7 protein-coding genes are annotated in these 7379 nt (G+C 62.6%); 6 read left to right on the top strand and 1 reads right to left on the bottom strand.

The genetic code is table 11. The annotated features are described in order from the left end of the window. A partial coding sequence (locus tag Q0602_RS20630; protein WP_298847585.1) for a CocE/NonD family hydrolase occupies window positions 1-1729 on the top strand: 1729 nt, incomplete at its 5' end. A gap of 39 nt (window positions 1730-1768) precedes the next feature. Here the strand turns inward: Q0602_RS20630 and Q0602_RS20625 are convergent. Beyond that, window positions 1769-2623, bottom strand: a complete 855-nt coding sequence (locus tag Q0602_RS20625) for a nitrilase-related carbon-nitrogen hydrolase (protein ID WP_298847583.1) — start codon at window positions 2621-2623, stop codon at window positions 1769-1771. 249 nt (window positions 2624-2872) lie between these two features. Between Q0602_RS20625 and Q0602_RS20620 the strand changes: the two genes are divergently transcribed. From Q0602_RS20620 to Q0602_RS20600, 5 genes are all read left to right on the top strand, one after another. Continuing rightward, entirely contained in the window at window positions 2873-3538 is a 666-nt protein-coding gene (locus Q0602_RS20620; RefSeq protein WP_110599088.1) for an ABC transporter permease, read from the top strand. 79 nt (window positions 3539-3617) lie between these two features. Next, window positions 3618-4784, top strand: a complete 1167-nt coding sequence (locus tag Q0602_RS20615) for an ABC transporter ATP-binding protein (RefSeq protein ID WP_298847580.1) — start codon at window positions 3618-3620, stop codon at window positions 4782-4784. A gap of 3 nt (window positions 4785-4787) precedes the next feature. Further along, window positions 4788-5522 (top strand): ABC transporter permease, encoded by a 735-nt coding sequence (locus Q0602_RS20610; protein ID WP_298847578.1) that lies wholly within the window; start codon window positions 4788-4790, stop codon window positions 5520-5522. A 70-nt stretch (window positions 5523-5592) separates the two neighbouring features. After that, a complete protein-coding gene (locus tag Q0602_RS20605) occupies window positions 5593-6468 on the top strand; it encodes a glycine betaine ABC transporter substrate-binding protein (protein WP_298847576.1) in 876 nt (291 codons plus the stop codon). Between the two features lie 68 nt (window positions 6469-6536). Then, the gene (locus Q0602_RS20600; RefSeq protein WP_298847574.1) at window positions 6537-7379 is read left to right on the top strand and encodes a nitrilase-related carbon-nitrogen hydrolase; all 843 of its coding nucleotides are present in this window, start codon (window positions 6537-6539) and stop codon (window positions 7377-7379) included.

The following is a 7379-nucleotide window of genomic DNA, read 5'->3' as shown; positions in this document are numbered from 1 at the left end:
ACAGGATGACATCGTCGCCGTGATCGACTGGATCGCGAGCCAGCCATGGTGCGACGGCAACGTCGGCATGATGGGAATCTCCTGGGGCGGGTTCAATTCGCTGCAGGTGGCCTCTCGTCAGCCTCCGGCGTTGAAAGCGATCATCGCCGTCGGTGCCACCGTCGATCGCTATCACGACGACGTGCACTACAAGGGCGGCGCGATTCTCAACGAGCATTTTGGCTGGGCAGCGTCCTCGCTCTCGTTCATGTCCCGGCCACCCGACCCCATGCTTCGTCCGGACTGGCGAGAGCTCTGGTGTCATCGGCTGGAGCGTCAACCCTTCGTCGCCGAGAACTGGTTCTCCCACCAGACTCGTGACGACTACTGGCGACACGGCTCGGTCTGCGAGGATTACTTGCGCTTGAAGACGCCGATCCTTGCCGTCGCCGGCTGGGCGGACGCCTATGTCAACTTCGTCGCCGAGCTGCTCGAGCACGCCGATTGTCCGCGCCTGGGGATCGTGGGGCCCTGGCCTCACGCCTATCCGCATGTCGCCATACCGGGGCCGACGATCGGTTTCCTCCAAGAGGCGCTGCGCTGGTGGGATCACTGGCTCAAGGGGGTCGATCGCGGGATCATGGACGAGCCCAGCTATCGCATCTACTGTCAGCAATTCGCCAACGCCGACAACCGCGCGCGCAACATGCCGGGCGAATGGTTGGCGGAGCCGGCGTGGCCAAGCCCGACCGTCGAACCGCAGACTTGGCATCTGGGCGATGGCCGTCTGGCACTCGCCGCAGAGCTGGCGTCCGCCCCGTCTTCGCGGTCCCGAACGAGACTCGACGCGCCCCAGGACACGGGATGGCAGTGCGGCGAGTACATCCCGCACTGCAGCGGCGCGGAGATTGCCGGAGATCAGCGCCTCGACGACGCCCGCTCACTGTGTTTCGACAGAACGATCGGCGATGACGGACTGGTCGTCCTGGGCCGTCCGGCGTTGACGCTGCGGGTCAGCGTCGACCGTCCCCAGGCGAACCTGATCGTGCGTCTCTGCGACGTCGCCCCGGATGGCACCTCCCAGCGCGTCTCCTACGGGGTCCTGAACCTGTGTCACCGCGACAGCCACACCGCACCCAGCGCCGTGCCCGTCGACACTCCTCAGGAAGTGACCGTCACGCTCAATCAACTCTGTCACCGGTTTCTGCCCGGCCAGCGGCTGCGAATCTCGATTACCACCGCTTACTGGCCGCTGATCTGGCCAAGTCCAGGTGCCGTGACATTGACGCTGGATGAGAGCTCCAGCCGGCTGGAGCTCCCCATCCGGCGCGATAACGGGCTACCGGCGCCGACCTTCGAACCAGCGGTCTACGCAGGACCGGTACAGCATCGGATCAGCCGCGCCGGCGACAATCAGCGCGCCATCAGAAAATCGCTGGAGGACGACTGGACCCAGCACGAGATCGTCGATGACTTCGGCGAGATCACCTATGACCACGGATTGGTCAATCGTGCCCGCGCCGACGAGCGCTACGGTATCGATCCATCCGACCCGGCAACGGCTCGCATGAGCAAGAACTGGGTTCAGCACTTCCAGCGTGGCGAATGGGAAGCCCGCACCGAGACCCGGGCAGAGCTTCAGTGCGATACCGAAGGGTTCTATCTCGAAGCGACGCTGAAGGCCTTCGCGGGCGACGACTGCGTGGTGGCGAGGCACTGGAGAAAGCGCATCCCCCGGCACTGCGTCTGAGGCCTGGAACGCTTTCGGCGGGGGCATTCGCGCCGCATGTCAGGCCGATTCGTCTCGGAGCTGCGCCTGGAGCAGTGACGCCACCAGACGAGTATTGGCATCCCGGTGCGTCGGCATGGCAAAGCGGGCCCGGGCAATGTCCCGGCGGTCGATGACCGCACTGACGATGCCCTGCCCCGGGTCGGCAGTCGCCATGGGATGACCGTCGACACCGACGATACAGCTACCGCCCCAGAAGCGCCCGCCCCTCTCGTCGCCATCACGATGTGCCATCACGACAGGGGTAGCGTAGACCATGGCATAGAAGCGAAGGCAGGCAAGCCAGTTGGCGGCATCGTCGAACTCTCCCTCCACCATGCCCAGCGCCGAGTTGATCGGGGTGACGATCAGGTCGGGTCGCTTGAGCATCGCGGCATGGGCCAGGCCGGGATTCCACAGATCCGCACAGATCATCACGCTGGACGTCAGCCCGCCGGCCTCGACCTGGGTCAGTCGACCGCCGTGGCTGAACAGCTTTCCCTCCTCGTGACCGCCGTAGGTACACAGGTTGATCTTGCGATGCACGGCGACGACCCGTCCCTGTCTCAAGCAAGCCGCCGCGTTGGCGTATTCACCAGGTGAAAGGGCTTCGACCAACCCCACAATGGTCAGCATGTCACCACTCTCGCGGGCCAGATCGACGAGCCTTGGATCGTCGGCAGCCATGGCGACATCGGCAACCGCGGGCCCGAGGTTGTAGCCGGTTAGAGAGAGTTCGGGAAAGGCCAGCAGATCGAGTCGGCGTCGGCGACCCTCGCGGATCATCTCGCGGTGCAGCTCAACGTTGGCCTCGACATCGCCAAGATGACAGTTCATCTGCGCAGCACCGACGTGATAGCGGGAAGATATGGCCATGGCGTGGTCCTCGGACGTCAACGGAGAGCCAGGCCAACATACGTGAAGCTTCCATTGCATTGCAAAATAGGTCTATGAGCATCGAGCATCGATCACATTGAACATTACAATGCCGCTCTTCGGACGATGGCCGTCCCGAGCATGTTATTATCATCGGCATAATATGAATTTATAAAAATAACCGTCACTCCAGACAACTTCTCACGTCACAATTTGCCGACTTTCTGGCAATAACTAGAGGAATTGCCTGTGGAACTCCTTCAATACACCCTTGATAATCTGGGGCTACTGGGCACTCGCACGCTCGAACACATCTCGCTGGTCGGCGTCGCCGTCGGGATCGCGACGTTGACCGGTGTTCCCATCGGCATCGCGATTACGCAGAACGAGCGAGTCGCCAAGGCCGTGCTCTACATCGCCTCGATCATCGTCACCATCCCTTCGGTGGCCCTGTTCGGCGTGATGATTCCCATCCTGTCCCTCATCGGTCAGGGCATCGGTTATCTACCCGCAGTCATCGCCGTACTGCTCTACTCCCAGCTACCCATCATCCGCAACACCTATACCGCCATCCACAATGTGGATCCGGCACTCAGAGAGGCAGCCCGCGGCGTCGGCATGAGCCACCGGCAGCGCCTGCGAATGGTGGAGATCCCGCTCGCGGTCCCGGTCATCATGGCAGGCGTACGTACAGCGGTCGTTCTCAATATCGGGGTCATGGCCATCGCGGCCTACATCGGCGCCGGCGGGCTAGGAACCTTCATCAGTCGCGGAATCTCGCAATCCGACCCCCGTCAGCTGATCGTCGGCGCGGTGGCGGTCAGTCTGCTGGCGATAATCGCCGACTATGCCCTGCTGGCACTGCAGAAGCACCTGACACCCAAAGGGATGTCCGTTTCCACTGCGGCGGCCTAGCCGGCAGTACCTCCGTTCTCGAGGCTGTTATCTGGAACTCATGGTCTCGGCGGTTCGCCAGGCCACCTAAGGACGAGCCATGATTCGATTGGACAATCTGACCAAGGTTTTCGACACGCCGGACGGCGCGGTAATCGCCGCCGATCACATCAGCATGGAAGTGCCCCAGGGGGAGATCTGCGTATTGCTGGGTCCTTCCGGGTGCGGCAAGACCACCACGCTCAAGATGATCAATCGGATCGTTCGCGCCACCTCGGGAAAGGTATTCCTCGATGGCGAGGATACCAGCGGCCTGAACACCGAAGACCTGCGCCGCAACATTGGCTATGTGATCCAGCAGATCGGCCTGTTCCCGAACATGACCATCGAGGAGAACATCACTGTTGTGCCCAAGCTGCTGGGTTGGGACAAGAACCGCTACAAAGCGCGTGCCCGCGAACTGATGGACATGATCGCGATGGACGCCGAAGCGTTTCTCAAGCGCTATCCCAGCGAGCTTTCCGGCGGCCAGCAGCAGCGTATCGGCGTCGCCCGTGCCCTGGCGGCCGATCCTCCGGTCATGCTGATGGACGAGCCTTTCGGCGCCATCGACCCGATCAACCGCGCCGTGATCCAGGACGAGTTCCTCAAGATGCAGGCGGCGCTGAAGAAGACGATCATGTTCGTCAGCCACGATATCGACGAAGCGATCAAGATGGGCGATCGCATCGCCATTTTTCGCGAAGGCAAGCTGGTTCAGTACTCCGAGCCGGATGAACTCTTGTCCGCCCCCAAGAACGCCTTCGTCGAGTCGTTCCTCGGCGAGGACAGGGCACTCAAGCGCCTGAACCTGGTCCGGGTTCGTGATGTCGTCAGTGACGATATCGGTACCGTCGACGTCACCGACACCCTGGCGACGGCCCGGGAGCGGATCGACTCTCATGGCTACCGAGACGCGATTCTCATGGTCGACGACCGTCGCCGCCCTATCGGTGTCATCTCTCGCGATACTACCGCCAGCCAACAGGGCTACTGCCGTGACCATACCCGCGGCTTGCCCGCCGTCGTGCATCTCGACGACGACCTCCGCAAGGTGGCGTCATTGATGTTCGCCCATGACACGACCTGGCTACCTTGCGTCGACGATGACGGGCGTCTCTGCGGACAGATCACGCAGCGGGACATGACCCATCATCTGGGCTCGCGCTACCGCTCGCGCCGTACGGCCCAACCGGTTATCGACGGCGATCGGCCGGCGGGGAGCTGAAACATGCCGATACGGTCGCTCTCCAGCGCGCTGAAACTCGGCGCGGTAATACTGATCTTTCTCGCCGGTGTCTGGGCCCAGGCCAGCGGCTTGGTCGACGACTTCCTATTCTACTGGCCCGATGTCAAATACCTATCGGTCCAGCACCTGTGGCTGACTCTGATCTCGGGCAGTCTGGCGATAATCGTCGCCGTGCCGCTGGGTATTTTGCTGTCGCGCCCCAGCATCTCGAAATGGGCGGAGTCGCTGATGCAACTGCTCAACGTCGGCACCACCATCCCCACGCTGGCGGTGCTGGCACTATCGATGAGTTTCCTGGGCATCGGTACCCTGCCGGCGGTGTTCGGCCTGTTCGTGGCGACGCTGCTGCCCATCGCCCGCAACACCTATGTCGGCCTGCGCAGCGTATCTCCAGCGTTGATGGAGGCCGCCGCCGGGCTCGGCATGTCGCCCACGCAGCGTCTACTTCGAGTCGAGTTGCCCAATGCGCTCTACGTCATTTTCGCCGGTATCCGTACCGCCCTGGCAATCAACATCGGGACGGTCCCGCTGGCCTTTCTGATCGGTGCCGGGGGGTTGGGAGAGCTGATCTTCACCGGCATCGACCTCTACGACACGGTAATGATGCTGTCAGGTGCGATTCCGACCGCGCTGCTGGCTGTGGGCGTCGACATCGCCGTCGCGCTGATCACTTTTCTGATCGTGCCCCGAGGCGTCAATCCCGGCCGTCAGCGCTGACGTCGCCGACTCGGACAACGCTATAGGCCCGATCATGACGACCCCAGATTTCACCACGAGGAGAGAACCGATGAAACACTTGATCACTGGACTTCTGGCAGCGACCGTTCTTGCATCCGGCGTCGCCCAGGCCGACATCACCGTGGGGGGCAAGAACTTCACGGAACAGCAGATCCTGGCCAGCATGACAGACCAGTATCTGCAGGCGCATGGCTATGACGTCGACAAACGCGCCGGGATGGGATCGGCCGTGCTGCGGCGTGCTCAGGAGAACGGCCAGATAGACCTGTACTGGGAGTACACCGGTACGTCGTTGATTACCTACAACGGCATCACCGAGAAGCTGTCCCCCGAGGAAACCTATCAAAAGGTCAAATCCCTGGATGCCGAGAAGGGGCTGGTGTGGCTCGATCCCTCCGACGCCAACAACACCTATGCCCTGACCATGCGCGCCGATGACGCCAGCGCGCGCGGCATCGAGTCCATTTCGGACTTGGCCAAGACGATCAATGATGGAGAAGCGCTCACCTTCGCCTCCAATGCCGAGTTCTACGCTCGCGAGGATGGCCTGCGTCCACTCCAGAAAGCCTACGGATTCGAATTCGGTCGCCCCAATATCAAGCGAATGGACTTCGGCCTGACCTTGCCGGCACTGCGTGACGAGCAGGTCGATGTATCGATCGCCTACTCCACGGATGGGCGCATTCCCGCCTACGGCCTGGTGACGCTGGACGATGACAAGAATTTCTTCCCCGCCTATGCGCTGACTCCGGTGGTGCGCCAGGAGACGCTGGAAGCCAACCCCGAACTGGCGGCGCAGATGAACAAGCTGTCGGCACTGCTCAATGATGACACCATGGCAAGTCTCAATGCCAGCGTCGACGTGGACCGCCAGAACATCGAGGATGTGGCAAAGGATTTTCTCGATCAGCACGATCTGCTGTAACGCCCGGCACCTGGTCATTCGACATTGAAGCCGCCGCCTCGGGCGGCTTCTCGACGAGAGGACGAGAGATGAATACCGCCCCCGACCTTCGCGTGGGCGCCGTCCAGATGAACGCGGCGCTGGGTGATCTCGAGGACAACGCCGACCGCCATCGCCATTGGATCGACGAGGCGCGCCGACGCCACCTCGACCTGCTGGTGTTCCCGGAACTGTCATTGACCGGATACGCCCTGGGCCCGCTTGCCGCCGGTGTGGCATGCTCACCGGACAGCGTCCTGCTGATGTCGCTGGCAGCGGCCTGCGGCGACATGCAGGTCATGGTCGGCTTCGTCGAATCCGCCAGCCCCGGCGAAATCTACAACGCGGTTGCCGTACTGCAGCGCGGCCGCGTGGTGGCCGTGCACCGCAAGCTGAACCTACCGACCTATGGCGGCCTCGAGGAAGGCAAGTGGTTTCATTCCGGCGAGCGGCTGACACTGACCGAGATCAACGAGCGGTGGCGGGCCGCGCCGCTGATCTGCGCCGACCTGTGGAATCCGGCTCTCGTCCATGCCGTCATGCTGCGGCGCCCGGAGATCCTCTGCGCGCCGATCAATTCGGCGTCGCAGATCGTCGCCCCCGGCTTCTCCAATGAGGATAACTGGCCGCTGACACTCCGCTTCCACGCGATGACCTACGGTACCCCCGTGATCATGACCAACCGCTACGGCCCCGAGGGCGAGCATCACTTCTGGGGCGGCAGCCGCATACTGGGGGCGCGGGGAGAGACCCTCGCCGAGGCCGCCCCGGGGGAGTCACTGATCGATGCCGAACTCTCCCTGGAGGCCATCGCCCGGGCACGTTTCGAGCTGCCGACACTTCGCGATGCCAATACGCCGCTGATTCTGGAGTTGTTGAAGCGGACGCCCTAA

The organism is uncultured Salinicola sp. (genome assembly GCF_937921195.1).
In the GTDB taxonomy this organism is placed as follows: Bacteria; Pseudomonadota; Gammaproteobacteria; order Pseudomonadales; family Halomonadaceae; genus Salinicola.
This window is presented reverse-complemented; position numbering and strand designations above follow the sequence as displayed.